Consider the following 26,216-nt stretch of genomic DNA (forward strand, 5'->3'; position numbering starts at 1 on the left):
GGATACTTTCCTAAGCTCAAATTTGTTCTTTTCTTTGTATAAGGCTGAGAATATTTTAATATCCATAATTTAGCACCATTAGGACGAACTCTAAGTTGAAGCCCTGCACCATCAGCTAAAGTGTATTCTTTGTCTTTAATCTTAGCTTGTTTAACTTCTGTATTAGTTAAAGGAGTAATTTGTTTTGCCATGATGTACCAATGAAAAAGATAAAAAATGTGGTTGGTACAACCGATGGTACATTAAACGTTGGATAGTGTGAAGTTTGCTTGGTTCTACTTGGACATGTAAACAGCTTAAAACCTTGGGTTTATCTGGCTTTAAGGGGTGTTTTGGACTTGCTTGGAAGTGAAAATGGTGGGCCTTCCCAGACTTGAACTGGGGACCTGCCGATTATGAGTCGGATGCTCTAACCAACTGAGCTAAAGGCCCATTTTCACATATTTGGCCGGATGTTTTCTAATGCGTTTAACAGTTTAATCTAATGAGTAAACCAGTAAAGCGCGTGCAGTATAAGCATTTTTTATTTTGTTGTCACCTACAGAATTTTAAAAAGACACCTTTTTTTACTGACCGCTTATTTCTTAGGCAAATATGCATATTTTAGCGCTAAAAACGATAGGTTAAGCCGACACTCACCTCAGTTTGAAACCAAATATCGCTAGAAATGTATATTCCACAAATTGCTTCATCACAAAATACCGCACTATCTGAATTAAAGAATGTTCCGTATACACGACTATCTAACCTTAAACTAAGACGCTCACTTAATTCAATTTTACTGGCTAAACCAACATTAATCGAAAAGCGTGTTTCACTACTTAGTTGCGCATCTTTAGGGTCTAGATGAGTAAAACCAAAACCACCGGTAACATAAAAAGGAATAGGTCCTTCAGAGATAGGGACATTGCCGCCTATGTGGGCATAGGTAATGCCAAGGCCGCTGTTGCTAGCTGAAAAGTCATCCGAATGGGAAAAGTTAGTACTGTAATGGCTTATTAATAGCTCACCTTGACGTTTTCTATCAAAAGACCAAGCCGTTAACAAACCATAACTGATTGCTTCATTTAGCTCGATACGGTTATGCACCTTATCTTTACTGGTATCAAAGTCACCACCAAAGCGGTAGCCAATCAATGGGGTTATCTCGACGTTTAGTGCTTGTTTTGCCATTGAAGGCAAAGCGGTGAAGGCAAGTGCGCAAGCGAGTACAACAATAACGCGCATAGAAGTTCCTTAGGGTAAAAGCAAAAAAGAGCAAGCTAATTATACCTACTGGTACAACTAACTTACTCTTTTTTATGTCTATTTAAAATAGAATTTTAACTATTTACGATTTACTCACCATCTAAGAAGCTTTTCAGCTGCTCTGAACGAGAAGGATGACGTAACTTGCGTAAAGCTTTCGCTTCAATTTGACGAATACGTTCACGTGTTACATCAAATTGCTTACCAACTTCTTCTAAAGTATGGTCAGTGTTCATATCAATACCAAAGCGCATTCTAAGTACTTTAGCTTCACGAGCCGTTAAGCCAGCAAGTACTTCGTGAGTAGCACCTTTTAGATTTTCTGAGGTAGCTGAGTCAACAGGAAGTTCACCACTACCATCTTCAATAAAGTCACCTAAGTGTGAATCTTCGTCATCACCAATAGGAGTTTCCATTGAAATAGGCTCTTTAGCTATTTTCAATACTTTACGAATTTTGTCCTCTGGCATTACCATACGTTCAGCTAGTTCTTCTGGCGTAGGCTCACGTCCCATTTCTTGTAGCATTTGACGAGAAACACGGTTTAGCTTGTTAATCGTTTCTATCATATGCACTGGAATACGAATGGTACGCGCTTGGTCAGCAATAGAACGAGTAATTGCTTGACGAATCCACCACGTAGCATAAGTTGAGAACTTATAACCACGACGGTATTCAAACTTATCAACCGCTTTCATCAAGCCGATATTACCTTCTTGAATTAAATCAAGGAACTGTAAACCACGGTTGGTGTATTTTTTAGCAATTGAGATAACTAAACGTAAGTTTGCCTCAACCATTTCTTTCTTGGCACGACGTGCTTTTGCTTCACCAATCGACATACGACGGTTAATGTCTTTAATGCCATGAATATTTAGGTGTGTTTCTTCTTCAATTAGGTTTAGCTTGTAGATACAACGTTCAACATCAAGTTCAACATCAAGAAGCTTAGTTGAGTATGGCTTACCGGCTGCTTTTTCTGCTTCAAACCATTCTTTTGAGGTTTCATTACCTGGGAATAATTTGATAAAGGTTGTTTTAGGCATACTCGCACCAACAACACAGTGTTTCATGATCAAACGTTCTTGAACACGTAATCTGTCCATCATGCTGCGCATGTTTTTAACTAACTTATCAAATAACTTAGGAATCAAACGGAATTCTTTAAAGACTTCAGCTACGGCATCGATAGCTTCTTGAGCATCGTTATGACCACGACCTTTTGTCTCTATTATTTTATTGGCTTTCTCATAAGCTTCGCGTAAAGCAGTAAACTTCTCACGTGCTAATTCAGGGCAAGGACCAGTATCTTCTTCTTCCTCGTCCTCTTCTTCCTGTTTTGACTTATCTTCATCAGCAAGATCTGCTTTAGACAGTTCACTACCCACGTGTGTAGCTGCAGGAGCAACTTCTTCTTCCGCATCTGGGTCTAAAAAGCCAGTGATGATATCAGTTAAGCGAAGTTCTTCCGCTTCAAAGTTATCCCACATGTCTAATAAGAAGTTTATCGCAGGTGGATATTCTGAAACACTACGCTGAACTTCTCTGATGCCTTCTTCTATACGCTTAGCGATAACAATTTCGCCTTTACGGGTAAGAAGCTCAACTGTACCCATTTCACGCATATACATACGGACAGGGTCTGTTGTACGACCAATTTCACTTTCAACGGTAGCCAGTGCTTGAGCTGCAGCTTCGGCTGCATCTTCATCAGTGTTGCCCTCACTCATCATCAAGGTATCTTGATCTGGTGCATTTTCAAACACTTGAATGCCCATATCATTAATCATACTAACGATATCTTCAACTTGATCAGAATCGATAATGTCTTGTGGAAGATGATCATTAACTTGCGCAAACGTTAAATAACCTTGTTCTTTACCTTTGGTTATCAGCTCTTTAAGTCTAGATTTAGGGGCTTGTTCCATTGACGAGTGTCCACCTGTATTATATAAATATGGGATGTAAAATATGCGCATAAAACATTAGCAAATGCTAATAAAAGGCGCAATAAAGCCGGAAATTATAACGAATTTTTCAGACAGTTACCAGCGAATATCCTGTCTTAATCGCTTGGTGAAATTTCAAGCCAATATTGTGGCTCTAATCTCATTATTGCTTGCTAAGTATAGTCAAAACTATGAGTTAAGTATTGCTTGTAACTCTTGTTTTTCCTCAGCAGTTATTTGTCCAGCACGGGCTTTTTGTAATAATACTTCTCTCCGCTGCTCAACAAAGTTATTCAATAGCGCCTCAATATTATCAAGAAAAACATCGGTCGCTGCATCAGCTTCAACGTGATGTTGCCAACACATCAACTTAGCTAATTGTTTGCCTTGCTCAGTTCCTCGAAAATATTCAAGTAATTGTGCTGACTTAATATCGGGGTTTTGCTGACATACGCCTAACACTTGCATTAACAACGGTATTCCTGGAGCAGTTAAAGGCTGCAATACACTTATTTCACCTAAGCTACTTGCTATATGGGGATGCTCTAACAATAAAGCAAGTGCTAACCTCACAGGGGTGACTTTTGTTCTGGCTTTAAGCGCAGGCCTTGCCACCTCACCTTTTATATTTTTAGTGAACTTTGCTAGAAATTGCTCACTACCGGTACCAAAGTTGTTCGCTATTTCATTAAGCATGGCATCTTTTAAAATGCTTTCTGGTAGCTTAGCTAAAAAGGGTTGAAATGATTCAACTAAAGCTGCACGCCCTTCAAGAGAGCTCATATCAACTTGCTGCATTAATTGTTCAAATAAGAATTTTGATAACGGCATTGCGCTATCAAGGATATCTTCAAAAGCTTGCTGCCCTTGTGCCCTAATCAATGAATCAGGGTCCTCACCATCGGGTAGAAAAACAAATTTTAACGAAAAACCATCGCGAATAAGTGGCAAGGCATTTTCCATAGCCCGCCATGCAGCATCGCGCCCTGCTCTATCGCCATCGTAACAACAGACCACATTAGGCACAGTACGAAATAATGTTTGTAACTGCTCAAATGTCGTCGCGGTACCTAATGAAGCAACGGCATAGTCGACGCCATGTTGAGCTAAAGCGACTACATCCATATAGCCTTCAACCACAACCAGTCGCTTAAGTTGTTTATTGGCTTGTTTGGCTTCATGTAAGCCATAAAGCTCTTGGCCTTTATGATAAATACGCGTTTCAGGTGAGTTTAAGTATTTGGGTTTTGCATCTCCTAATACACGGCCGCCAAACCCTATTACTCGGCCGCGCTTATCGCTAATAGGAAACATAATACGACCACGAAAGCGATCATAAGGTCGCTTTTTATCCCCCGCAATCGCCATACCTAAATCAATCAATTGCTGATTAGCTTGGCCATTGCGTGAGAAGGAATTCATCATACCGTCCCAAGCATCACTGATGTAGCCAATGCCAAAGCGTTTAACAACTTCGCCACTTAAACCACGGCCTTTCAAGTAATCAATAGCCGTTTCTTTGTCGCTAGCCACTTTTAATTGCTGCTGAAAGAAACTACTAATTTTCGCCATTAGCTCATAGTCATCTTGTTTTTGCTGATAAACTTGCTGCTGTCGGCGTTGCTCTTCTGGGCTAGCTGTATTTTCCTCTCGGATCACTTCCATACCACAATAAGAAGCAAGTTCTTCTACCGCATCGACAAAATCAAGGCGATCGAACTCCATTAAAAAAGAGATGGCATTACCGTGTTCGCCACAACCAAAGCAATGATAAAATTGCTTATCTTGGCTTACCGTAAAAGAAGGGGACTTTTCATTATGAAATGGACAACAAGCTTGGTAATTTTTGCCGGCTTTTTTTAACGGCACTCGACTATCTACCAGGTCAACAATATCAGCTCGGCTTAATAAATCATCTATAAATTGTCGGGAAATGCGTCCAGCCATAATGTTAAAAGTCATCGTCAAAGGGAAATATCACATGAGTATTCTACACAATACCAGTGAAGAAGTAGTTGGGTTTTTTAATTTCCAGCTAAAAACTTATCATAAAAAAGTCATAAAAAAACCGTAAGAGCCGGAGCTATTACGGTTTTATTTAATGTATTAAATACTGTGTTAACTATGATGCATTAAGTGCCGCTCTAACTTGACCGCTTACCGCGCCCATGTCTGCTTTACCTTGCATTAAAGGTTTTAACACCGCCATTACCTTGCCCATATCAGCCATAGAAGCTGCACCAGACTCAGTAATTGCTTTGCTTATTAATTCATTAATTTCTTCTGCACTAAGCGGTTGCGGCATGAAAAAGTCTATAACAACGATTTCCGCTGCTTCCTTCTCAGCCAATTCATCACGACCACCGGCACTGAACATTTTAATTGACTCTTTACGCTGTTTAACCATTTTGGTTAACAAGGCAATAATATTGTCATCTGTTGCTTCGGTTTTGTGATCAATTTCTGCTAGTTTTATTGCAGAAAGCGCCATGCGAATAACACCAAGACGTAATTTGTCTTTGGCTCGCATAGCAGTTTTCATTTCATCTTTGAGTTGTATTAGAAGTGACATCTATCAATCTCTTAGAATAGTTATACTAAGATAATTCTTAGTACATGCGAACGCGACGAGCGTTCTCGCGAGAAACTTTTTTCGCAGCACGTTTAACAGCAGCTGCTTTCTTACGTTTACGTTCCCAAGTCGGCTTTTCATAAGATTCGCGACGACGAACTTCTGAAAGGATTCCTGCTTTTTCACATGAACGTTTAAAACGACGTAATGCAACGTCAAATGGTTCGTTTTCTCTTACTTTAATTACTGGCATGTACTTTATTACCTTAGGGTAGCTATATAAATTGGTGACTGATTTCGACTTAACAATACAAATATTTGCAATGCTTGCCTCATCCACACCCACTCTATTAAAAATTGGTGACGTATTCTACTTCTAAGCAGATAGAAATGTAAAGATTAATTTAGGCGCTATTGATAACTTTTGGCTAATTGCACTGGTGCCTAACTTACAAACACGTTAAAATCGCCCTCCTTATTATTACTATGCTCTGGCGTAATAATAACAAGCTAACATTTTACTATTTTTTGAGACTATAACTATGCGTATTTTGGGTATTGAAACTTCTTGTGATGAAACTGGCATTGCCATTTATGATGATGGTCAAGGCGATCGTCCACAAGGTATACTCGCTCATCGCTTATATAGTCAAATTGCTGTGCATGCCGATTATGGCGGTGTGGTACCAGAGTTGGCCTCAAGAGATCATGTTCGTAAGACTATTCCTTTAATAAAACAAGTTTTAGCCGATGCTAACCTGACACCTCAAGATCTAGACGGTGTGGCTTATACTGCAGGCCCAGGTTTAGTGGGTGCATTACTAGTAGGTTGTTCAATTGGTAGAAGTTTAGCTTATGGCTGGGACTTACCAGCTGTGCCTGTGCATCATATGGAAGGTCACCTATTAGCACCTATGCTTGAGGATGATGTTCCTGAGTTTCCTTTTGTCGCATTATTAGTATCTGGTGGTCATACCATGCTAGTGCGTGTCGACGCTATTGGTGAATACAAACTACTCGGTGAATCGGTTGATGATGCCGCAGGAGAAGCATTTGATAAAACAGCTAAGTTGCTTGGTTTAGACTACCCTGGTGGTCCAGCTCTTGCTAAAATGGCTGAAATCGGTGTAGCCGGACGCTTTAAATTACCTCGCCCTATGACAGACAGACCAGGATTAGATTTCAGCTTTAGTGGTTTAAAAACAGCTGCAGCGGTTTTAGTGCGAAAAGAATGCATTAATATCGAGCCGACGTTATCTGAAGAGCAGTTAAAACAAACCCACGCAGATATTGCCCATGCCTTTCAACAAGCCGTGATTGATACCTTAGCGATAAAATGTAAACGTGCCTTGCAACAAGAGCAATTAAGCCGTTTAGTGATTGCTGGTGGTGTCAGTGCTAATACTGCTTTACGTGAGAAACTTGCCCTGACAACTAAAAAGCTTGGCGGCAGTGTCTTCTATCCTCGCCCTGAGTATTGTACCGATAATGGCGCCATGATTGCTTATGCGGGCTTACAACGTTTAAAAGCAGGTACCGATGCTGATTTAACCTTTAAAGCTAACCCTAGATGGCCTTTGGATTCATTACCTCCAGTTAAGTAATAGCTTAGTTACCAAATAAGTAACGCATCCTGAGTTTTGTATCACAGCTATTCAGGGTGTCACGATTACTTATACGGTTTATTCAATTTTATGAGTAATCTTACTTTCTGTGCCTTTAAACAAGCGTTTAATATTTTCTCTATGTCGAAAGATAATCAGAGCACTAAGCATTAAAGTTGGATAAACATATAGAGGTTTTAGCAAGTAAACATAAAGTGGTGCCAGAGATACGGTAACAATAGCCGCTAAACTAGAATATTTACTAACCTTCACCACTAATACCCAAGTAATAATGAGCAAGCCTCCCAAAGTAAAACCAATCGGTAGCAAAGTCCCTAACGCAGTTGCAACAGCTTTTCCGCCTTTAAAATTGAAAAATATTGGATACATATGCCCTAAACAAGCGGCCATACCTATAAAGCCTAAGTAAAGCGAATCAATTTTTAAAAAGTAAGCACACCATACCGGAATAGTGCCTTTAAGAATATCTAAAAACAATACAGTTGCTGCAGCTAGCTTATTGCTCATACGCAAGACATTAGTCGCGCCCGGATTTTTTGAGCCTGTTGTTCGAGGATCCGGCAAGCCTAAAAATTTACACACTAATATTGCACTAGAAATAGAACCTATTAAATAAGCAACAATGATCATGGTTAGTATGAGTAATAACATTTAGATGACAAAATCCATTATTGGCACAAAAAACAGAATTATTATTCTATCTTCATCTCTGCTAGTTTTTCTAGCACTTCGCAGGTAAAATCGCTCTTTATTTTGTAACAATTGCATAAATACTGCAATTAATTACTGCAATGGTTCTTCTAACAACATAATAGGTAAGTCATGGACAAGGTGTTTATTAAAGGTTTAAGTATTCAAACCACTATTGGTTTTTTTCAGTGGGAAAAAGAAATAAAACAAACCTTGGTCATTGATCTTGCCATGGGTTGGAATACGGCTAGTGCGGCAAAAAATGATGAACTGGCTAAAACCTTAGATTATGCCGAGATTTCAGTGGCTATAGAGCGCTTTGCTAACGACAACCCTGTTGACTTAATTGAGACGCTTGCTGAACGATTAGCGAGCTATTTAATGACTCAATACCATATCCCTTGGTTAAAGCTCTTCGTTGGTAAACCAGGGGCGGTACATAATGCACAAACTGTTGGTGTAGAAATCGAACGTGGTAAGCAAACCACAGAGACCCAAGTTTAATGGCACAAATTTATATCTCACTGGGTAGTAATGTTGAACGTGAGCATTATGTTAAACAAGGGTTACTTTCGTTAGCTAAAGCATTTGAACTACCTTTTGAGCAGTTAAGCTTATCTTCATTATTTGAATGTGAAGCGATAGGATTTGATGGCCCCGCTTTTTACAATATGGTGATAGGGATCAAGTGCCGACAGAGTGTTGAACAAGTGGCTAATATGTTACGTGATATAGAGTTTTCGCACGGTCGCGACCATAATGCAAAAAAGTTTAGTCCACGTACTCTAGACCTAGACTTGTTATTATATGATGATTTAATTATTAAGCAGCCAGCACAACTTCCTCGAGATGAAATAACTAAAAATGCTTTTGTCTTATGGCCGCTGAGTCAAATTTCACCTGAATTACAACACCCGATATTAAAAAAATGTTATCAAGAGTTGTGGCATGATTACAATAAAAACAACCAACAGCTTAGCATTGTCACTAACTGCTGGTAGAGTGACCCGCACCAACATTCAGATTAAAAGTTAAAGGACAACTAACGACACATGAGTACCTTAGAAATAATTATCCTTGCCTTATTACAGGGCTTAACCGAATTTTTACCTATTTCCAGTTCCGCCCATCTCATTTTGCCGTCACAAATATTAGGCTGGCAAGATCAGGGACTAGCCTTTGACGTTGCCGTGCATGTTGGTACTTTATTAGCGGTAATAATATATTTCCGTAAAGAAGTGGGTGCTATGAGCGTTGCTTGGTTAGGCACTGTCGGTGTTGGCCCTGAAAAAGGCAGTCAAAGTTTCGATGGCAAACTTGCCTGGTGGATTTTATTTGCCACTATTCCTGCCGGTTTATTTGGCTTATTAGGTAAAGACTTTATCGAAGAGCACTTACGCTCAGCCTTAGTAATAGCAGCAACCACCTTAATTTTTGGCTTTCTTTTAGGCTTTGCTGATATCAAAGCAGGTAAACGAAAAACACATAAGCCAATGGAAAAATTAGGCTTTAAAGGGGCAATGTTAATAGGCTTAGCACAAGCGATCGCCTTAATTCCTGGCACCTCTCGTTCAGGTATTACCATGACCATAGGTTTAATGTTGGGCTTGAGCCGTGACCATGCTGCGCGTTTTTCGTTTTTACTTTCTATTCCCGCCATAGCTATGGCAGGAAGTTATTTAACATTAAAGCTAGTTTTATCAAGTGAAGTAGTTGATTGGTTTGCCATGGGCTTAGGCAGCTTAATCGCTTTTGTTAGTGCTTATGCCTGTATTCATTACTTTCTTATTTTATTAGAGAAGTTAGGCATGATGCCCTTTGTTATCTATCGATTATTCTTAGGTGTAGGCTTACTCTGGTTTATCTTAGCTTAGATTTATCTTTGGCTAGGCTCAGCAAGAGAATTAAGAAAATCAATAATTAAGAAGAAAATGAATAAGCAGCACCAATGACGTGTTAAAACTCTCAATAGTTACCCGTTTTATAGTTAAGATTTTAATAATTAATACCAACACATTCGAGAAATAAATATGATTGCCATTACCCTAGATAACTTTCAACAAATGGTTGTTGAAGAGTCAAAAAGCAAATTAGTACTGGTAACCTTTTGGGCTCAGCAAGTACCTGAAAGTGTTGAATTACGCGATAAATTAGCTGCTAAGCTATCAGGATTAACTGACCATATAACCTTGGCGACAGTCGATTGTCAAAGCCAAGAGCAAATCGCTCAGCAGTTTGGCATTCAAGGCTTACCAACGGCTATTCTACTAAAAGATGGCCAACCCCTTGACGGTATTTCCGGACCACAAGACGATGCTAGCATAGCTATATTTTTAGAGAAGCACTTACCTAAGCCAGAAGATGTATTATTAGGACAAGCGAAAATTGCCCTAGCTAATGGCCAGTTAGTCGAAGCGAAAACAGCTATCAACCAAGCCTATCAAATTGATAATAGTCGTGCCGACATTAAGTTAGTGTTAATTGAGGTTTACTTACAGGCGGGAAAAACTGCTGAAGCTAAGGCACTGATAGACACCATAATGATGGTTGATCAAAATAGTGACTACCAAGTATTACTGGCCAAAGTAGAGTTAGCAGAGCAAGCGGAGAACTCTCCTGAAATTCAAGCCTTAGAAACACAGTTAAAAGCAACGCCTGATGATATCAACCTCAGTCAACAACTTGCTACTCAGTATAGCCAAGTGAATCGCCATGAAGATGCCCTAACAATATTATTTCGTTTAGTACAAGCGGGTGATGAAAGTACTAAAGATAAAAGTAAGGAGCTATTTTTAGGTGTCTTAAAATCGTTACCTGATGGCGAACCACTAGCAGCAAAGTTTCGTCGAAAGCTTTACACCCTAATGTATTAATAAACTAATGTACTAATAGCTAGTGTTTTAACAAACTAAAGCACTAAGCTTTGATGAATAACATTCAATAGTTAAGTAACATATATCAAAAAGCCCGGTTCACTATGCAAGTGAATCGGGCTTTTTATTTTTAATAGCAAACTGAGATGAGCTAATGTTTATTCTTATGTTTAGGGAATGTGCTCACTAGCCAGGTAATCGTGTGATTGCATTTCTTGTAAACGACTTAAACAACGTTTAAATTCAAAAGCTAGGCGGCCACCACTATACAAGTCTTCTAAGGCAAGCTCTGCCGACATAATTAACTTTACATTACGCTCATAAAACTCATCAACCAAGGCAATAAATCGTCGCGTGGTATCGTCACTATCTGGGCCCATTTCTTTAACGTTAGCCATTAATACTGTGTGATACAGTTGACTTATTTCCATATAGTCTCCCTGACTACGGGCACTTTCACAAAGTACCGAGAAGTCAAAATAGACCACGCCATCACTCACCAAAACAGTCTCTAATGGCCGATTATGAATATCAATGACTTGCCCCGCTTTGCCTTCATCGCTCGAGAGTTGCTTAAAGTAATGCTGTAAGTTTTCTTCAGCTTGGGCATCAAGAGGATAATGAAATATTTCAGCCTGCTCTAAGGTTCTTAAACGATAATCTACACCGCTATCGACATTAACAATAAGAGTATGTTCGTTGATCAGCTTTATCGCCGGGAGAAAACGCTCACGTTGCAGGCCGTTACGATACAGTTCATCGGGGATAATATTAGAGGTAGCTACTAAGGTAACATTATGAGCAAATAACTCTTCAAATAATGTTCCTAAAATCATGGCATCAGTAATATCTGAAACAAAGAACTCATCAAAGCAGATGATCTGAGTTTCATCGGCAAACTTTTTAGCAATGATTTTCAGCGGGTCCGATTGTCCTGTTAAGCCTTTGAGCTCTTGGTGAACTCGGTGCATAAAGCGATGAAAGTGCACACGAATTTTATTTTCAAACGGTAGGCTGTCAAAAAAGGTGTCAACCAAATAGGTTTTCCCTCGACCAACACCGCCCCAAAAATACAAACCTTTAATCGGTTGCTGCTCTTGTTTTTTATAGATTTTTTTCCAGCGATTTAACACTTTTTTAAAGCCTGAAACTGCTAAGGGCTTATTTTGTAAATCGTCATATAAACGTTGCAGATGGATAACAGCATTTTCCTGTGCTGCATCAAAAAGAAAATCATCTCTGGTTAAATCTTGCTTATACTTATCAATAGGAGAGAGCTTTATCATTGAGAGCCTATGTTATTAAAATCAATTCTTAATGCGTGTGAGGTACTTGAAAAGTAACTATTTGCTAAGATATTTAACTAAGCATTAACTCAGCAAATTGTTTTGATGATAGTATAATCTATCTCGACACTATATTAATACCAAACTGGCACCATATTTACCCAACAGCTTAATTCCTCTTTACAATGTAAGGTACACCCTATGAATGTAGTAATAGCTTTAGTCATTTTTATCATCGGCGGCATTGGTGGTTTTTTCGCAAATCGTCTTCTTTCCAGCACCAGTCAAGAGCAACGTAAATTAGCAGAACAAGTTAATAAGAGTGAAGCTGCTTTAGATCAATACAAGCTTGATGTTGCCGAACATTTATCAAGCTCTGCCCAGTTACTTGAGCAAATGAATAACACTTGCCAAACGGCGATGAAACAAATGCAAGAAAGTACCCAACTACTGCAAAAAGCCACCACGGTTGAAGTTGACAGCATGCCCTTTTTCTCAGCAGAGACTCAGCAACAACTTGCGCAAACAGCAGCTTTACGTCATCAAAAACGCAGCAGTGCCGTAACTGAAGTCATCACTGAAGCGCCACTGGATTATTCTGATAATCCGAGCGGATTATTTGACGAACAGAAACAAAAAGTTACAACTGCAGAGTAATTTTATACATGATTTACTGAACTAAAGCCTTTCAGTTCAGTCTATTTTGGGGTATTGATAAAGAAGTTAACTGGTATGTATGTTAACTTTTTTTAACCGTTATTTTCGGAGCACTCTTAAATATGAAAAATTCATCTAAACTATCTCAACGCGCCAAGTCATCTAAATACTCTAAATTATCTATTATCATCAGCGCGGCATTATTATCTTCTACTCTAGCACTCTCTAGCGCGCCAGTTTTAGCTAATTGGCCAGCGCAAGTTGATGGTCAAATGATGCCAAGTTTGGCGCCTATGCTTGAACATGCAACCCCAGCAGTAGTCAGTATCTCTGTGATAGGTACTCATAAAGTAGCACAGCAAAATGTCCCTGATGCGTTCAAATTTTTCTTTGGTAACAAGGGTGAAAATCAACTTCAACAACAGCCATTTCGCGGTTTAGGCTCAGGTGTCATTATCGATAGTGATAAAGGCTATATCGTTACCAATAACCATGTGGTAGAAAACGCTGACAAGATCATGATCACCTTAAAAGATGGCCGCCAAATAGAAGCAAAAAAGCTAGGCAGTGATGCTAAAACTGATATCGCCTTATTACAAATCGACGCTGAAAATTTAAGTGAAATTAAACTGGCTGACTCTGATGAGTTACGTGTAGGTGATTTCGCTGTCGCTATTGGCAGCCCATTTGGTTTAGGTCAAACAGTAACCTCGGGCATTGTTAGTGCTCTTGGCCGTAGTAATTTAAATATCGAACATTATGAAGATTTCATTCAAACCGATGCAGCGATAAATAGTGGTAATTCCGGTGGTGCTTTAGTTAACTTACGCGGTGAGTTAATTGGTATTAATACCGCCATAATAGGACCCAGTGGCGGTAATGTCGGTATTGGTTTTGCTATCCCAAGTAATATGATGCACAACTTGGTGACACAAATTATAGAGTTTGGTGAAGTTCACCGCGGTATTCTTGGTGTATCTGGGCGCAGTGTGAATAGCGAAATAGCTAAAGCCATGGAACTAAACATCAGCCAAGGTGGTTTTATTGAACAGGTAATGCCAGATTCTGCCGCCGATGAAGCGGGTATTAAAGCCGGTGACGTTATTGTTGCGATGAACGGTAAAGCGATCAAAAGCTTCCTTGAGCTGCGCGCTAAAATAGGCTCAATTGGCGCCAATAAAAAAGTTAACTTAACAGTAATAAGAGACGGTGATAAAAAAACTTTTACCGTTAAATTAAAGCAAGATCAGAGCGCTGATATTAGTGCCGCAAGTATTCACCGTATGTTAGAGGGAACTCTACTAGAAAATGACACTAAAAATCAGGCGATAATCATAGAGCAAGTTGCTCAAGGCTCTCCAGCTGAAATGGCCGGATTAAAGGCGGGTGACATTATCACTGGTGTTAACCGTAGTCGCATCAAGGATATTGCCCAATTACGCGACTACCTAAAAGATAAAACCGGTGTATTGGCGCTAAACATTGTTCGTGATAATCATGCTCAGTACATAATGATCCGCTAATTGGCTACATGGAATAGCTAGATTAAAGAGAAGAATATACAGCTAAGCTGATGATATTGACGCTAACTCTTCAGTGGTTGCAGTCATTATCATCAGCTTTTTTTATGTTACACTGAAAAACTTGGTGCAACATAAAATAAGATAGCCTTTGAAACTCTTCTCTTCAATCAAATATACACTTACAGCAATCAGTTACGGCGTATTCTTAGCTGTGCTGCTATTACTGCTGATTCCTGGATTAGTTCCCGGTTTGAATGGCACGAGTTTGGTAACCAGCCTTTTCAAAGGCAGTCAAGCGCAGCAAGCACCTATGTCATTTGCTAAAGCGGTTAGTATTTCCAGCCCTGCAGTGGTAAATATTTATTCTGAACAAATTGAAGTGAACCCACAATACGGCCGTAAACCCCGTAAAAGTACCCGCTTAGGCTCAGGGGTAATTATGGATAGTCACGGTTACATATTGACCAACTTACACGTGATACGCCAAGCAGACCTGATTCAGGTATTACTACAAAGTGGTCAATTATACCCGGCTGAGTTAATAGGCTTTGATCATTATACTGATTTAGCGGTATTAAAAGTGAACGCTAGCAACCTGCCGGTTATTCCACAAAAAGAACAACAAACCTCATTAGTGGGTGATATTGTCCTTGCCATTGGTAACCCACTTAATTTAGGCCAAACCGTAACCCAAGGCATTATTAGCGCTACCGGCCGTAGTGGTTTAAGTAACACCAGCTATTTAGAATTTTTGCAGATGGATGCTGCTATTAATGAAGGTAACTCAGGCGGCGCACTCATCAATAGTAATGGTATTTTAGTGGGTATTAATTCAAGGAAGTTCACCCAGTCCAATCCGCAATTATCTATTCAGGGAATATTCTTCGCCGTACCTTATCAACTCGCCTATAAAGTAATGCGTCAGATCATTGAAAATGGCAAAGTAGTACGCGGCTGGTTAGGAATTTCCACGCAAAATTACCACCCAGAGTTAAAAGGCTTTGTTGTTGATGATGTGATGGATAATAGCCCGGCACAAAGCGCTGGTATACTGGTGGGCGATGTAGTTTATCAAATAGATAACCAGCTAATTGATAGCGTTACAACTGCCCTAGATATCATTGCTGAAACACCACCAAATACTGAGTTAACTTTTAAAATTTATCGACAAGGTAATGCCATAACCATCAAGGTTAAGATTATTGAGCTATCTAATTAACCAGTGAGTTGACGTTAGTTAATTTAATCTTATTTAATGCAATGTTATTTAATACAATTAACTAACATCTGCTAAACAAAAAAAAGGCAGACTGTAAAGATACAGTCTGCCTTTTTGTATTAGCTAACATTTATTAAAAACAATGTTATCAATTCAGTACGATTAACTCAGCACTATTAACAAGAGTCGTAATAGCTCTTATGAGTCTAATTCAAGTAAGTATTTAACTAGATTTTTATAATCTTGTTCCAAATTATTTTTATCTAATTTTGCTGCGTTGACTCGGTATTTTCCATTAACAAAAATAGCTGGCACAGAAGTTAAAGCACGTTTAGCACTCATAGTGTCTTGGCTTTTCTTTAATGATTTTGCTTGTGAATTCACGCTAAAGCTTTTCATTAACTTATCAAACTTCTCACCATCAGCACCATTTAACACAAAGATATTACGTAAGTCTTTTTCTGAAGTAATAACTGCGCGTTGTACTTGTACATAATTAAAGATAGCACCAACAAGCTTATCCGTATTGTCCATTTGCTCAGCAACAACAATTGATTTAGTGATCATCGCTTGAACCTTCGGGCTAGCGGCACGAAGAAAATCAACATGGTTACGCACAAACTTTGCATCTGCAGGTAGTGATTTTTTTAAGTCATGAGCAAAAGATTCAAAAGTCATACAATGCGGACAGTAAATAGAAAAGTATTCACGCACTTCTTTTTTCTTAGTAACCGTTTCACTCACTTTAGTGTATTGCTCACCTTCTGTATATTGCGCAGCAGTGGCACCTACAGATAAAACCAACAGCGGCATCAACAAAAGAGATTTTAGTATTTTATTCATTATTTTTTCCTAAAGTAAAATGGCCCAATAACAGTAACAACTATAAATAACTTACATTAATTACTTATATGCATTACAAGGGCTAAAAGTTATTCAAACTTAACGGTGGTTGTTGCAAGGCAGACATTTGCTCTTTCAGCATCAGTATTTGCTGCTCCCAATATTTCTCGGTATTAAACCAAGGAAAGTTTGGTGGGAAAGCAGGATCTTGCCAACGTTTACATAACCATGCCATATAATTAACCAGTCGCATAGTTCTTAATGATTCTATCAACATAAGCTGGTCATTTTCAAAGGAAAAGAACTCTTCATAGCCCATCAATAATGTATCAAGTTGTAACAACTGCTGTTGCCTGTCTCCTGATAACATCATCCAAAGGTCTTGAATAGCAGGCCCTGTTCGACAATCATCTAAGTCAACAAAGTGAGGTCCTTCATCACGCCATAAAATATTACCTGCATGACAGTCACCATGTAAACGAATTTGTTTGGTGTGTTGTGCCGGTAAATACTGCTGAGCGGCAACCGCAATAACCTGATCTAAAATGGTAAAAAAGGGCGTAGTTAAACTTTTAGGAACATAGTTTGAAGCAATAATACTCTCACGTGCTTGCAACAGTAATTCATCGGTATTGAAATTTGGCCTATGTTGAAAGTCATTCTGCGAAGACACTGCGTGAATTCGAGCAATAAAACGGCCCATCCACTCTAGTTGGTTGAGGTTATCGACCTCAAAAATACGCCCACCTCGACAAGGAAATACGGCAAAATGATAGCCTTTAAATTCAAATAAACTTCTGCCATTAACTTTTAGTGGCGCAACTATCGGTAATTCTTGCTCTTCAAGCTCAAAGGAAAAATCATGCTCTTCGTGAATCTGCTTAAGTTGCCAACGCTGTGGTCGGTAGAACTTAGTCACATATTTAACTAAGTTATCATCATGAAATTGATAAACTCGATTTTCATAGCTGTTAAGCGCTAATAAACCGCTATCAACGCTAAATCCGGCACTCTCTAAACCATCAATAATTAAGTCTGGTGACAGTGCACTAAAATCAAATGAAGCCATTAGTGTTTATTAAAAAATCGGCTTTCTTGCTCGATCTTCGCCTCACCTTCCGGTGCAATTTGTTCAACGGTAAAGGTAATATTAGTCATAAAACTTTCCAATTCATAAGGGTCTACAGAGAGACTTATTGGCAATGTATAAACAGTAGCGGCCTTAACGGTCACCTCTTGTTTGCCGTGCCATTGGGTATTTTCTATCCCTTTCATGGACAGCTTATAGGTATTATCGGTTTGCGACATATTGAGGATTTTTAAGGTAAAGACATTTTCAATGTCACCATTAAAATTCTCTTTCGCCAGCTCGGTTCGGTCGCGAATAATATCTAAAGATAACGGCACGCGATTAACGATTTCAAGCACTAACATGGTACTCATAATAACCAGTAACACCCCATAACCAACAAGCTTAGAACGTAGTAGATGGACTTTATTACCTTGTAATTCATGCTCTGTGGTATAACGAATAAGGCCTGGCTCATAGTCCATCTTATCCATAACGCCATCACATGCATCAACACAAGCGCCACAGTTAATACATTCATATTGCAAGCCATTGCGAATATCTATGCCGGTAGGACAAACCTCTACACATAAATTACAATCAATACAATCCCCTAGCCCCATAGCTTTATGATCTTGTTTACGTCCGCGAGCACCTCTACTTTCGCCGCGCTTACTATCATAAGCAACGGTTACGGTATCTTTATCAAACATGGCTGATTGAAAACGTGCATAAGGACACATATGTAAACACACAGTTTCACGCATCCAACCGGCGTTACCATAGGTGGCAAAGGTGAAAAAAGCTAAAATACCGGCCATCATCACGCTAGTATCTAAGGTGAAAACATCAATAAACAAGTCCTGCATTGGCGAAAAATAGCCAGCAAAAGTCATCGCGGTATACAGCGAAAATAATAACCAAGCACAATGTTTTAATGTTTTTCGTATGACTTTATTGCGATTTAATGCTTGTTTGTCTAACTTTCTTCGTTGATTTGCTGTCCCTTCGATTTTCTCTTCAAACCAAATAAAGATGAAAGTCCACACTGTTTGTGGGCACATATAGCCACACCAGACTCGACCAACAAAGGTAGTGACAAAGAACAGTAAAAAAGCACCCAGTATGCTAAACCACGCCAGCAACGTTAAATCTTGTGGCCATAAAGTAAGGTTCCACAGGGTAAAACGTTGTTCACTGATATCAAACAATACCGCTTGATGACCATTAAACTGTAGCCAAGGCAGTATTAGAAAGAAGGCAAAATAAACAAGGTTCATCCGCTGCCTAAGTTTTTGAAAAAAACCAGATACTTTACGGACATATATTTGATCACCGGGTTTGTAACGTTCTTTACCCGTGTTTTTATTGCCATGAATTTTGACATTTTTAATGGGGATGTACTGTTCAACCGCCGCCTTTTTTGTTTTAGGCGCAGAGGATGATGGGTCGTTTGCTCTCACGATGAATCCTTGGTAAGCGAGTAAAATACTACTAGCGGGCTACTTGCTAGCCTTAATACGAACGTTAATTTTATTAACAAACGTGCATAATAGCTAATAATTTATTACCTTAGCGAGTAATTTAATATAAAGTCAGCTCTTCTAATTTATTATATGACATATTATGAAGCATTTATTGATCTTAATCGTTGCTGCCGCACTCTATTTACATTTCTACCCGAATGAAGAAGTGACTCAATTTTATAACGAGCAAAAGAAAGCTTTACTTGAGGGTTTCACTGAGTTTAGTGACACTAAAGTACGGTTAAAATCCGATAAAATTTATCAAGATTTAGAAGGTGACCTGAAAAGTTTTTCAGAAAGAGAAGTTGAGCGGTTAAAAGTTATTACCTCATCAAGAGCAGTAGTTAAAGAGTTTTATTTTACTATTTGTAAAACTGAACAGCGCGATATTGTCTTTCATATCAAAAATCAAGAAAAAGTCTGTCGAGTCATTAACCGTTACGCTAGCATGCTTTAACCCTTGGATTAAAGCACCTATCCTTAACCCATATTAGCTAGCGGATAACCTTACTAATAATTTGGCAAAGTTATCACTGGCTTGCTCTTGCTCAACATGTTGTTGAGCTATTATCTGCCACACACCATTAACCATCACATCGGCCACTGGGTTTTGCTGACTGGCAAAAATCATACTATCAAGCAAGTGCTGATTAGCATTAGCGTATAACTTAGTTTTATCACTATCCAATACTAGTAAATCAGCCTGTTTACCAATCGCTAAACTACCGGTATTACTATTAGTACTTTGCGCGCCACCTTGAGCAGCTTGCTGCCATAAGTTTTGCCCAACTGACGCTTGTTCATCTGAAGCTAAAATAGCGCGTTGCTGCTTTATCAGACGTTGTGCATATTCAAGCCAGCGTAATTCCTCAATAGGGTTCACTGAAATATGACTATCAGAGCCGATGGCGATAGTACCTTGTTCAGCTAAAAACTCGGTGGTTGGGAAAATTCCGTCTCCTAAATTAGCTTCAGTAGTTGGACAAATACCCGCGATGGCTTGTTTAGCTATAATGCCTTTTCTTTCGGCCTCATCGATATGAGTGGCATGAATTAAGCACCAGAACTTATCCAGTTCGATATTATCAAGTAGCCATTGCACCGGTCGTTTACCGTAATGTTGCAAGCAATCATCAACTTCTTTTTGTTGCTCACTTATATGAATATGAATTGGTGCTTGTTTATCTAAGCTACGCACATGTGTCACCGCACTAATTAGTGAAGCCTTATCAACAGCGCGTAAAGAATGCGGCGCAATACCAACATTGGTATTTGAGTATTGTTCACTTAAGGCAAAGCAGTCACTGACTAACTGATTAAACTGCTCAGTTGAATTGATAAAGCGTTTTTGTCCGTCATTCGGTGCTTGTTCGCCAAAACCACCATGTTGATATAACACAGGTAATAAGGTTAAGCCGATACCGGATTCTTTTGCCGCTGTAAAAATCGCTTGTGCCATAGTGGCAAGATTAGCTGAACTCCCTTTTGATGAGATGGCTTTTGATGTGCTACCTACAGCAGTATTAGTGTCATAAGTACTGCCATCAATATCATGATGTAAATAATGAAATTCGGCAACTCGGGTATAACCCATTTTGAGCATTTCAATATAGAGTTGTTTAGCAATATTTTTAGCATCAACATCGGTTAGCTGGGCTAAAAATTGATACATGATTTTTCGCCAGGTCCAAAAGCTATCTTGACCTTCACTGCCTTGCTCACTAAAGCCAGCAAAAGCTCGTTGAAAAGCGTGTGAATGACAATTAACCATACCTGGAATGACAGCACCTTTTGCTATTTCAGCGCCGGCAATCATGCCAGATTCAATGGCAGTAATAACACCTTGCTCAATAGTGATGGTTTGCTTAGTAGCCCAACCATCTTTTAATAAAATATTTTCTGCGTATAATTTCATATTACCCTACCAAACTTCTCTAATTGTACTTATTTACTAGACGGAGTTACTGATGCTGCTTACTAAACTAATGGCTACTTTAGCTAGCAGTCACTTAAACTTGCCTGATTTTTCTTGATTTACTTCTCTTGACTGAAGTCAGCTAAGCATTGAACAAATACTTGTAATTTTTCTTTTACCTGCTCAGCTTTTTGTTCATTGTAGCGATCACTAGGTTCATCCATATAGGTATGCTGTGATAACTCTAACTGCACCGCATGAATATTTTCTTTAGGGTTGCCATAACCTCGGGTGATATAACCACCTTTAAAGCGGCCATTAACCACACTAGAATAAGGAGATAAATCAAGCTGTGCTACTTTATTAATCAGCTCACTACTACAGCTTTCACCATTAGCACTACCAAAATTAAAGTCCGGTAATTGCCCATCAAAAAAACGTGGCACATGTGACAAAATAGAGTGAGCATCCAATAAAATAACTTTACCAAACTGTGCTTTCATTTGGGCCAAAGTATCGTTTAATGCCTGGTGATAAGGTTGCCAATAAAGCTCAATTCTGCGTTGAATTTCAGCTTCATCGGGCTCTTGCCCAGAGATATATAATGGTGACAAGTCAAAGGCTGTAGTTGGGCATAACTCAGTGCTATTTGCGCCAGGGTATAAATTTATGCCGTCTATATTGCGATTTAAGTCGATAACATAGCGACTGTATTTCGGTTTTATAATCGAAATACCAAGACCTTGGGCAAAGTCATAGAGTTTATCCATATACCAATCAGTATCTGGAACCTGATGTCCGGTATTTGTCATGGTGGCAGCTATACTGTCAGGGATTAATTGCCCGTTGTGCGGCATGCTAATTAACAACCCTATTTTCCCAGTGACCAAGTCATAACTCTTATTCATGTTATCCCCTCAAAATTGGCTATCGCCCAAATTGTATATACAACTTAGGAGTGACTAATTTATCATGCGTTAGTGACTATGAGCAAGGATAGATGGAATTCTTTTCTCTTGCTTATTTTCGCCATTATTAATAAATTTATTATTAGTTTATTTTATAAATAGATTTTACCTATTGTAATGATAGATTTAATACGTTTTACTGAATCAAGTTTAGCTAGCATAATAGCTGCATCTTAACGAGTTAACTCAAGTACGAACTCGGCGCAACGAATACAATTAACCCCCTAAAGGATTTCATTATGTTTACTGATATTACCGGTCAAAAAGTCCCTGCAGTCACTTTTCCAATCATAGCTGATGACACATGGAGCGCACGCACTAGCGATGATATTTTCGCTAATAAAACAGTGATAGTTTTTTCATTACCAGGAGCATTCACCCCTACATGTTCATCTTCTCACTTACCACGTTATAACGAATTAGCGCCTAAGTTTTTTGCCAATGGTGTTGATGAAATTGTTTGTATCTCAGTAAACGATACCTTTGTTATGAACGCTTGGGCAAAAGACCAAGATGCTGACAAAATTAGCTTCATTCCTGATGGTAATGGTGATTTCACCCAAGGTATGGGCTTGCTAGTTGATAAGTCTGATATTGGGTTTGGCAAGCGTAGCTGGCGTTATGCCATGTTAGTAAAAAATGGCATTATTGAAAAAATGTTCATTGAACCTGATTTACCAGGCGACCCGTTTGAAGTATCAGATGCTGATACCATGCTTAATTTTATTAACCCAGCAGCGGTACAAAAAACTGAAGTGGCTATTTTTACTAAACACGGCTGCTCACATTGTGCAAAAACCAAAGCGTTATTGGCTGAGCAAGGTTTACAATACGAAGAGATGATCTTAGGTGAAGATACTAGCATTACGGCAATGCGCGCTATTACTAAAGCCGATACCACGCCACAAATATTTATCGACGGTAAGCACATTGGCGGCAATGACGAGTTAACAAAATACTTTAGCTAATTGTCTTACACTCAATAAAGATTTAAAGCCTGAAAGCTAAGCAATACCCCCAATAAAAACACAATAATGAAATACCCGCTATCAATCAAGATGCATGTTTCAGGGTGCTTGAGTAATTTCAATTCAAGACGCTGTAATGAAATAATGGTTATTCCATTATAATTTACAGCAACGATGAAGTGATGTTGCTCAAGCACCTCTTCGATGGGTTTAAAATGACTTTACGCCGCGTTAAATAATCAAACCATAGAATGACTATGATCAAATTATTTTTCTTGCCTAAAGTCATTTTAATTCCCACTGAAATCCTGCACTTTGAATGGTAACGGGTATATACTCTCGTTATTGTGTTTTTTGTATACTCCGATTGGAATTAATAATGGATAACCAGCCCTACAACCCGCTTCATGGCATAAATTTAAAAACTATAGTCACTGAATTAGAAGCTTACTTTGGTTTTGAAACCTTAGGTAAAACCATTAAAATAAAATGTTTCACTGACAACCCAAGTATTCAATCAACATTAAAATTTCTACGTAAAACGCCCTGGGCTAGAGAAAAAGTTGAGCAACTTTACATTAAAAATAAGATTAAAATTCAGAATTCATTTGAATCAGATGATTTGAACTAATCCGAACAATTGATTCGCTTTTCTGACTATTTACCCTCTAGCATATTGCCAAACAAGCTATTAAAGCACTGGCAATACACCGAGAAATATCTAATGATGGGCTAATACTCATCAGAACTTAGGTAATTATGTCTTTAGCCACGCATTATATTTTAACTTGGCAATGCCCTGACAATTCAGGCGTTTTAGCCAAAGTATCGCAAAGCCTGTTTTCACACGGTGCTTTCATTACCGAAACGTCGCAATACAGTGACCCTTATAGTGAAACCTTCTTTTCACGTATTGCTTTTGATGATCGTAATTTAACCGTTTCTAGTAGTGAATTTGTTGCCGCCTTGGATGAATTAGCAAAACCACTTGCCATGCAATATCAATTACGTAAACGTGATGATGTGCCTAATATTTTGATTGCTGTATCTAAAGATGACCACTGTTTAGTCTCATTATTAACTAAGTGGAAGTCCGGAGTATTACCCATCAATATCGTTGGTGTAATATCCAATCATCAAGATTGCAAATCGTTAATTGAATGGCATAATATTCCCTTTTATTACTTACCGGTAAATGCTGAGACTAAACTTGAACAAGAAGCACAAATTAGTGATTTAATGATCGAGCTTAAGGTTGATTTGTTAGTCTTAGCCCGTTATATGCAGATATTGTCCGATGGTTTATGTCAGCAATTACAAGGTAAAGCCATTAATATCCATCATTCCTTTTTACCTAGTTTTAAAGGTGCTCGCCCTTATCATCAAGCCCATGCACGAGGCGTTAAAGTTATTGGCGCTACCGCCCATTATGTAACTGCAAACCTTGATGAAGGTCCTATTATTGCTCAGGAAGTAAAGTCTATTAATCACACTTTTACCATAGAACAAATGGTACATATGGGTCATGACTTAGAAGCGACCGCATTGAGCCACGCAGTAAGGATACATGCAGAACAACGAGTTTGCATAAACGATGACAAAACCGTAATTCTTACTTAGTTATGACCTAGTTTATGCTTATTCTTAGCCTCGTATTCGCTTAGCTTTAGCTTCAAGAAAACCTATCAACTTATTCGGCTGTAAGTAATGTTTTACAGCCGTCAACTCCCCCTGACGTATAACAATTGACTAAATAAGGCTAAAATTAGCCTTATTTAGTGCTTTATGATTAAAATTACCCCATAACCTACTTTAATAAAAAGTCTCTTTATGATTAATGTTGAAAAAATTCATCACGTTGCCTATCGCTGTAAAGATGCCAAAGCAACAACTGACTGGTACAAAGACAAGTTAAACATGGGCTTAGTACTCGCGATTGCTGAAAATGAGGTACCTTCGACCAAGGCGCCAGATCCTTACATGCACATTTTTCTTGATGCTGGTAATGAAAATGTCTTAGCATTTTTTGAATTACCTAATTCGCCAGCCATGGATAGAGATCAAAACACCCCTACTTGGGTGCAACATATTGCCCTTAGAGTTGCTAGTTATGATGAATTAGTATCTGCGAAAGAAGAATTAGAAAGTAAAGGCGTAGACGTTTTAGGACCGGTAAATCATGGTGTCTTTAAGTCTATTTATTTCTTCGATCCAAACGGCCACCGTTTAGAGCTTGCTGCTGATACGGGTACTGCCGAACAATTTAAAGAACTCAATCGTGTAGCTTATGACATGATTGAAGAATGGTCGGTGACTAAACGTGCACCTCGTCACGCGGCTTGGTTACACGAGCAAGATTAATTTAAGTCGGTAAAAATACAGCAGAGATTTACCGCTAGAGCTATTATAAAGCTGAAACTAAATCTAAATCTAAAACGAACACTAAAAAGCACCACAGCTTATCACTATGGTGCTTTTTCTTTGGCCTGTAGTCTTAGATTTTAACCTTAGCCTTTAGCTTTAGTTAATCCTTTGACTAAAGCTAAAGGCTAAGACTGCCTACGACAAGTTAGCAGCACTTAAGCTTTATGCTCGTTATAATAAAAAGAATAAACAGTTAGAGATGATAGAAAATCTCCTGCCTGGAGCTATCAAAGAATTTGCCAACTTGTATACTGGTTAACATTAAAAGTCATAACAATAGGTTAATGAGATAAGTCATGTGGCACCAAACTGAAATAACATTGCACTCTCGGAAGCGCGGCTTTCATCTAATTACCGATGAAATCCTAAGCCAGCTACCGGAACTAAATCACATTAGTTGTGGCATTCTGCACATTTTTATCAAACATAGCTGGGCTTCCATTACCCTCAATGAAAATGCCGACCCGACGGTGCGCGCAGATATGGAAGCACACTTTAATCACTTTGTCCCAGAGCGAGCGCCATATTACCAGCATACCTATGAAGGTGACGATGATATGCCAGCCCATATTAAGGCAAGCCTATTAGGTAATAGTTTAAGTTTACCCATTACTAATGGGCAATTGAATATAGGGATTTGGCAAGGTATTTATCTTGGTGAACATAGGAACCATGCAGGCAGCCGCACGATTGTAGTAACAATTAATGGCGAGTAAATTTCATTACCGCCATTCCCGAAGTTACTCATCGGGAATCTATTCTTTATGGACCTATTGATTAGAAAGATAAGGAATTAAAAGCTGGATCCCCGACAAAACAATTCGGGGATGACGACTGTTTGGTTAGTATTTAAAAATCTAA

Annotated in this window: 27 protein-coding genes and 1 tRNA gene; 14 read left to right on the forward strand and 14 right to left on the reverse strand. The window is 38.8% G+C overall.

Annotated features, from left to right (window positions below; translation table 11 throughout):
* The 7 genes from HRT50_RS08435 to rpsU form a co-directional block, all read right to left on the reverse strand.
* Positions 1-191, reverse strand: a 191-nt coding sequence (locus HRT50_RS08435) for an integrase arm-type DNA-binding domain-containing protein (protein ID WP_291613355.1), incomplete at its 3' end; no start/stop codon positions are given.
* A 164-nt stretch (positions 192-355) separates the two neighbouring features.
* Positions 356-432: transfer RNA gene (locus HRT50_RS08440), tRNA-Ile, on the reverse strand.
* Between the two features lie 177 nt (positions 433-609).
* Positions 610-1,227 (reverse strand): outer membrane beta-barrel protein, encoded by a 618-nt coding sequence (locus tag HRT50_RS08445; RefSeq protein WP_291613357.1) that lies wholly within the window; start codon positions 1,225-1,227, stop codon positions 610-612.
* Positions 1,228-1,337: 110 nt separating this feature from the next.
* Positions 1,338-3,176: an RNA polymerase sigma factor RpoD gene (gene rpoD / locus HRT50_RS08450; protein WP_291613359.1), complete on the reverse strand. Its 1,839-nt coding sequence runs from the start codon at positions 3,174-3,176 to the stop codon at positions 1,338-1,340.
* A 210-nt stretch (positions 3,177-3,386) separates the two neighbouring features.
* Entirely contained in the window at positions 3,387-5,144 is a 1,758-nt protein-coding gene (gene dnaG / locus HRT50_RS08455) for a DNA primase (protein ID WP_291613361.1), read from the reverse strand.
* A 175-nt stretch (positions 5,145-5,319) separates the two neighbouring features.
* Complete coding sequence (locus HRT50_RS08460) at positions 5,320-5,769, reverse strand: GatB/YqeY domain-containing protein (RefSeq protein WP_291613363.1); 450 nt, start codon at positions 5,767-5,769, stop codon at positions 5,320-5,322.
* Positions 5,770-5,806: 37 nt separating this feature from the next.
* Positions 5,807-6,022 (reverse strand): 30S ribosomal protein S21, encoded by a 216-nt coding sequence (rpsU, locus tag HRT50_RS08465; protein ID WP_011045067.1) that lies wholly within the window; start codon positions 6,020-6,022, stop codon positions 5,807-5,809.
* 289 nt (positions 6,023-6,311) lie between these two features.
* Here rpsU and tsaD point away from each other — a divergent pair, with 289 nt between their 5' ends.
* On the forward strand, positions 6,312-7,373 hold the full coding sequence (gene tsaD / locus HRT50_RS08470) for a tRNA (adenosine(37)-N6)-threonylcarbamoyltransferase complex transferase subunit TsaD (RefSeq protein WP_291613365.1): 1,062 nt from the start codon (positions 6,312-6,314) through the stop codon (positions 7,371-7,373).
* Positions 7,374-7,451: 78 nt separating this feature from the next.
* Here tsaD and plsY read toward each other — a convergent pair whose 3' ends face one another.
* Positions 7,452-8,045 (reverse strand): glycerol-3-phosphate 1-O-acyltransferase PlsY, encoded by a 594-nt coding sequence (plsY, locus tag HRT50_RS08475; RefSeq protein ID WP_291613367.1) that lies wholly within the window; start codon positions 8,043-8,045, stop codon positions 7,452-7,454.
* Positions 8,046-8,216: 171 nt separating this feature from the next.
* Between plsY and folB the strand changes: the two genes are divergently transcribed.
* From folB to HRT50_RS08495, 4 genes are all read left to right on the forward strand, one after another.
* Positions 8,217-8,588, forward strand: coding sequence for a dihydroneopterin aldolase (gene folB / locus HRT50_RS08480; protein ID WP_291613369.1), 372 nt, complete (start codon positions 8,217-8,219; stop codon positions 8,586-8,588).
* Positions 8,588-9,085: a 2-amino-4-hydroxy-6-hydroxymethyldihydropteridine diphosphokinase gene (folK, locus tag HRT50_RS08485; protein ID WP_291613371.1), complete on the forward strand. Its 498-nt coding sequence runs from the start codon at positions 8,588-8,590 to the stop codon at positions 9,083-9,085. Before folB ends, folK begins: the two co-directional genes overlap by 1 nt.
* A 51-nt stretch (positions 9,086-9,136) precedes the next feature.
* Positions 9,137-9,958: an undecaprenyl-diphosphate phosphatase gene (locus tag HRT50_RS08490; protein ID WP_291613373.1), complete on the forward strand. Its 822-nt coding sequence runs from the start codon at positions 9,137-9,139 to the stop codon at positions 9,956-9,958.
* A 156-nt stretch (positions 9,959-10,114) separates the two neighbouring features.
* A complete protein-coding gene (locus tag HRT50_RS08495; RefSeq protein ID WP_291613375.1) occupies positions 10,115-10,957 on the forward strand; it encodes a tetratricopeptide repeat protein in 843 nt (280 codons plus the stop codon).
* Between the two features lie 170 nt (positions 10,958-11,127).
* On the opposite strand, the gene zapE is transcribed toward HRT50_RS08495, so the two are convergent.
* Positions 11,128-12,243 (reverse strand): cell division protein ZapE, encoded by a 1,116-nt coding sequence (gene zapE / locus HRT50_RS08500; protein ID WP_291613376.1) that lies wholly within the window; start codon positions 12,241-12,243, stop codon positions 11,128-11,130.
* Positions 12,244-12,444: 201 nt separating this feature from the next.
* Here zapE and HRT50_RS08505 point away from each other — a divergent pair, with 201 nt between their 5' ends.
* The 3 genes from HRT50_RS08505 to HRT50_RS08515 all read left to right on the forward strand — a co-directional run bounded on the left by HRT50_RS08505 (position 12,445) and on the right by HRT50_RS08515 (position 15,642).
* Positions 12,445-12,900: a DUF1043 family protein gene (locus HRT50_RS08505; protein WP_291613379.1), complete on the forward strand. Its 456-nt coding sequence runs from the start codon at positions 12,445-12,447 to the stop codon at positions 12,898-12,900.
* 122 nt (positions 12,901-13,022) lie between these two features.
* A complete protein-coding gene (locus HRT50_RS08510) occupies positions 13,023-14,423 on the forward strand; it encodes a Do family serine endopeptidase (RefSeq protein ID WP_291613381.1) in 1,401 nt (466 codons plus the stop codon).
* A 148-nt stretch (positions 14,424-14,571) separates the two neighbouring features.
* A complete protein-coding gene (locus HRT50_RS08515; RefSeq protein WP_291613383.1) occupies positions 14,572-15,642 on the forward strand; it encodes a trypsin-like peptidase domain-containing protein in 1,071 nt (356 codons plus the stop codon).
* Positions 15,643-15,840: 198 nt separating this feature from the next.
* Here the strand turns inward: HRT50_RS08515 and HRT50_RS08520 are convergent, their stop codons facing one another.
* From HRT50_RS08520 to ccoG, 3 genes are all read right to left on the reverse strand, one after another.
* Positions 15,841-16,485 (reverse strand): DsbA family protein, encoded by a 645-nt coding sequence (locus tag HRT50_RS08520; RefSeq protein WP_291613386.1) that lies wholly within the window; start codon positions 16,483-16,485, stop codon positions 15,841-15,843.
* A gap of 82 nt (positions 16,486-16,567) precedes the next feature.
* Positions 16,568-17,554, reverse strand: a complete 987-nt coding sequence (locus HRT50_RS08525; protein ID WP_291613388.1) for a serine/threonine protein kinase — start codon at positions 17,552-17,554, stop codon at positions 16,568-16,570.
* Entirely contained in the window at positions 17,554-19,017 is a 1,464-nt protein-coding gene (gene ccoG / locus HRT50_RS08530; RefSeq protein ID WP_291613391.1) for a cytochrome c oxidase accessory protein CcoG, read from the reverse strand. Before ccoG ends, HRT50_RS08525 begins: the two co-directional genes overlap by 1 nt.
* A gap of 163 nt (positions 19,018-19,180) precedes the next feature.
* Here ccoG and HRT50_RS08535 point away from each other — a divergent pair, with 163 nt between their 5' ends.
* Positions 19,181-19,537, forward strand: a complete 357-nt coding sequence (locus HRT50_RS08535; protein WP_291613393.1) for a hypothetical protein — start codon at positions 19,181-19,183, stop codon at positions 19,535-19,537.
* A 33-nt stretch (positions 19,538-19,570) separates the two neighbouring features.
* Here the strand turns inward: HRT50_RS08535 and HRT50_RS08540 are convergent, their stop codons facing one another.
* The gene (locus HRT50_RS08540; RefSeq protein ID WP_291613395.1) at positions 19,571-20,995 is read right to left on the reverse strand and encodes a formimidoylglutamate deiminase; all 1,425 of its coding nucleotides are present in this window, start codon (positions 20,993-20,995) and stop codon (positions 19,571-19,573) included.
* Between the two features lie 119 nt (positions 20,996-21,114).
* Positions 21,115-21,903: an N-formylglutamate deformylase gene (hutG, locus tag HRT50_RS08545; RefSeq protein WP_291613397.1), complete on the reverse strand. Its 789-nt coding sequence runs from the start codon at positions 21,901-21,903 to the stop codon at positions 21,115-21,117.
* A 299-nt stretch (positions 21,904-22,202) separates the two neighbouring features.
* Between hutG and HRT50_RS08550 the strand changes: the two genes are divergently transcribed.
* From HRT50_RS08550 to HRT50_RS08570, 5 genes are all read left to right on the forward strand, one after another.
* Positions 22,203-22,931 carry a glutathione peroxidase gene (locus HRT50_RS08550; RefSeq protein ID WP_291613399.1) on the forward strand — a complete coding sequence of 243 codons (729 nt, stop codon included), beginning with the start codon at positions 22,203-22,205 and terminating at the stop codon, positions 22,929-22,931.
* A 379-nt stretch (positions 22,932-23,310) separates the two neighbouring features.
* Positions 23,311-23,562, forward strand: coding sequence for a VF530 family protein (locus tag HRT50_RS08555; protein WP_291613401.1), 252 nt, complete (start codon positions 23,311-23,313; stop codon positions 23,560-23,562).
* Positions 23,563-23,690: 128 nt separating this feature from the next.
* Entirely contained in the window at positions 23,691-24,551 is an 861-nt protein-coding gene (purU, locus tag HRT50_RS08560) for a formyltetrahydrofolate deformylase (RefSeq protein WP_291613403.1), read from the forward strand.
* A gap of 210 nt (positions 24,552-24,761) precedes the next feature.
* Positions 24,762-25,292 (forward strand): VOC family protein, encoded by a 531-nt coding sequence (locus HRT50_RS08565; RefSeq protein ID WP_291613405.1) that lies wholly within the window; start codon positions 24,762-24,764, stop codon positions 25,290-25,292.
* Positions 25,293-25,651: 359 nt separating this feature from the next.
* Entirely contained in the window at positions 25,652-26,071 is a 420-nt protein-coding gene (locus HRT50_RS08570; protein ID WP_291613407.1) for a secondary thiamine-phosphate synthase enzyme YjbQ, read from the forward strand.
* Positions 26,072-26,216: the final 145 nt, after the last annotated feature.

It is taken from the genome of Colwellia sp. (assembly GCF_013215345.1).
Taxonomy (GTDB): domain Bacteria; phylum Pseudomonadota; class Gammaproteobacteria; order Enterobacterales; family Alteromonadaceae; genus Colwellia.